Origin of the sequence: Sulfitobacter sp. HI0040 (genome assembly GCF_001634885.1) — a bacterium.
Taxonomy (GTDB): domain Bacteria; phylum Pseudomonadota; class Alphaproteobacteria; order Rhodobacterales; family Rhodobacteraceae; genus Sulfitobacter.
Map to the genome: position 1 here is coordinate 1 of NZ_LWEX01000143.1, position 2793 is coordinate 2793.

4 protein-coding genes are annotated in these 2793 nt (G+C 61.4%); 3 read left to right on the forward strand and 1 reads right to left on the reverse strand.

Features of this window, described 5'->3' with window-relative positions; genetic code table 11:
• Positions 1-517 (reverse strand): NAD(P)H-hydrate epimerase (locus tag A3728_RS10005; protein ID WP_150120724.1); only part of this gene is annotated, 517 nt, incomplete at its 3' end.
• 151 nt (positions 518-668) lie between these two features.
• On the opposite strand from A3728_RS10005, the gene A3728_RS10010 reads away from it, so the two are divergent.
• From A3728_RS10010 to A3728_RS10020, 3 genes are all read left to right on the forward strand, one after another.
• Positions 669-1007, forward strand: coding sequence for a P-II family nitrogen regulator (locus A3728_RS10010; protein ID WP_067922884.1), 339 nt, complete (start codon positions 669-671; stop codon positions 1005-1007).
• Between the two features lie 31 nt (positions 1008-1038).
• The gene (gene glnA / locus A3728_RS10015) at positions 1039-2445 is read left to right on the forward strand and encodes a type I glutamate--ammonia ligase (RefSeq protein ID WP_067922881.1); all 1407 of its coding nucleotides are present in this window, start codon (positions 1039-1041) and stop codon (positions 2443-2445) included.
• A gap of 138 nt (positions 2446-2583) precedes the next feature.
• Positions 2584-2784 (forward strand): hypothetical protein, encoded by a 201-nt coding sequence (locus tag A3728_RS10020; protein WP_067922883.1) that lies wholly within the window; start codon positions 2584-2586, stop codon positions 2782-2784.
• The last annotated feature ends 9 nt before the right edge of the window (positions 2785-2793 follow it).

Below are 2793 nucleotides of genomic sequence, written 5' to 3' on the forward strand. Positions count from 1 at the left end.
GGCCCGTGTCCGCACCGAGGCCGGAAGGGATATCCACCGCGACGACCTTACCGGGACGGCGGCGCAGCTCCGCCACTACCTGTTCCGCCACTCCCTCCAAAGGGCGCGACAGGCCGAGGCCGAAGAGCGCATCGATATAGACATCCGCTTCTGGCAGGTCTTCCAGCGCATCGGCCCGCAGGCCCCCCACGAGGCCGCGTTGTGCCCATGCATCGCGTGCTCTCGCCGCATCTTCCGGCAATTGCCCCTCGGGGTCTTCGGCGAAGGTGGAGACCGACCAGCCCGCCTCGCTCAGCAGTCTGGCGATGACATAGCCGTCCCCGCCGTTGTTGCCCGGCCCGCAAAGCACCACGGCCCGACTGCCCGGTTCGTACCGGCGCAAAAGCGCCTTGGCCGCCCCCTCGCCCGCGCGGGTCATAAGTTGCCAGCCCGAGACGCTCCCGCCGGTGATCGCCGTCTGCTCAAGGGCTTGCATTCCGGCGGCGGTGAGGCAGGGAGTTCCGGGGGAAAGTTTCATTTCTGCCTCAAATTTAGGCGCAGGTTACAAAAAATAGGCAATGCCCGGCCGCTTTCCACCCGGTCTGCCGCATTTCCGCCCGATCCGGTGGACGGCTCGCCGACAAAATGAAATGACGCGGAAAGCACGCGCGCAACAGCAGGATGACATCATGAAGAAGATCGAAGCCATTATCAAACCCTTCAAACTGGACGAGGTCAAAGAGGCCTTGCAGGAGGTCGGCGTTCAGGGGCTTTCGGTGATCGAGGTCAAGGGCTTCGGCCGTCAGAAGGGCCACACCGAACTTTACCGCGGCGCGGAATATGTCGTCGATTTTCTGCCCAAGGTGAAGATCGAGGTCGTACTGGATGACGATCAGGTCGACGGCGCCATCGAGGCCATCGTGGATGCCGCACGCACCGAAAAGATCGGCGACGGCAAGATCTTCGTCTCCCCCGTCGAACAGACAATCCGCATCCGTACCGGCGAAACCGGTTCCGACGCGCTTTAATCGCATACGCTTTCACGAAAAGGACTCTACCATGAGCAACAAGGACTTCCTCAAGCAGATCAAGGACGAGGAGATCGACTACGTCGACATCCGCTTCACAGACACGCGCGGCAAGCTGCAGCACGTGACCGTGGTCAGCGACCTGGTGGACGAAGATTTCCTCGAAGAAGGCTTCATGTTCGACGGCTCGTCGATCGCGGGCTGGAAGAGCATCGAAGCCTCCGACATGAAGCTGATGCCCGACGTCGACAGCGCCTATATCGATCCGTTCTATGCGGAAAAGACGATCTGCGTGCATTGCTCCATCGTGGAACCCGACACCGGCGAAAGCTATGAGCGCGACCCGCGCGGCACCGCCGAAAAGGCCGAAGCCTATCTGAAATCCTCCGGCATCGGCGACACCGCCTATTTCGGCCCCGAAGCCGAGTTCTTCCTGTTCGACAACGTCAAGTTCTCCAACACGATCAACAAGGTATCCTACGAAGTTGACGCGTCCGACGGTTCTTGGAACACCGATGCCGATTACGAAATGGGCAACATGGGCCACCGTCCGGGTCTCAAGGGCGGCTATTTCCCCGTCAACCCCACCGATGAGGCACAGGACCTGCGCGCCGAGATGCTGTCGACCATGAAGCGGCTCGGCATGAAGGTGGACAAGCACCACCACGAGGTTGCCTCCTGCCAGCATGAACTCGGTCTCATCTTCGGCACGCTGACCGAGCAAGCCGACGAGATGCAGAAGTACAAGTACGTGATCCACAACGTGGCCCACGCCTACGGCAAATCGGCGACCTTCATGCCCAAGCCGATTTCCGGCGACAACGGTTCCGGCATGCATGTGAACATGTCGATCTGGAAAGATGGCAAGCCGCTCTTCGCGGGCGACAAATACGCCGATCTGAGCCAGGAAGCGCTTTGGTTCATCGGGGGTATCCTGACCCATGCCAAGGCTCTGAACGCCTTCACCAACCCGACCACCAACAGCTACAAGCGCCTGATCCCGGGCTTCGAAGCACCGGTTCTGCGTGCCTATTCCGCGCGCAACCGCTCGGGCTGCGTGCGTATTCCGTGGACGGAAAGCCCCAAGGCAAAGCGCGTGGAGGCCCGCTTCCCCGATCCGGCGGCAAACCCCTACCTGTGCTTCGCCGCACTGCTGATGGCCGGTCTTGACGGTATCAAGAACAAGATCGATCCGGGCGAGGCGATGGACAAGAACCTCTATGATCTGCCCGCCGAGGAACTGGCCGACATCCCGACCGTCTGCGGCTCGCTCCGCGAGGCGATGGACGAGTTGCGCAAGGACATGGACTTCCTGCTGGCCGGTGATGTCTTCACCCGCGACCAGGTCGAAGGCTACATCAACCTGAAGATGGAAGAAGTGCACAAGTACGAGCACACACCCCATCCGGTAGAATTCGGCATGTACTACAGCGTCTGATTGTACCAATGTGACCGCAATGAGGAGAGCGCCCCCCGGGGCGCTCTTTTTTTCATGTCTGATCCCCGAAGCGGACATGGGATCGCCCAGATTCGACTTCACAAAAATGAGAATACCCGAAGATCAGGACTTTCCGACATGAACCAGACCCCCACCCCGTTCGAGGCCCGCATCGCCCGGATAGAGGCCCGGCGCGCGCTGTTCGCTTCCGGCGGAGGCTCGCCGACGATCCCGCCCCGGCGCCCGCCTTCCCTACCCGAGCGGCGTCGCGGCACCGAAACACGGCCCGGCGCGACCGGATTGATCCGCATGGTCTGGTCCCTGCTGCGGGGCCGATAAGACACCCTG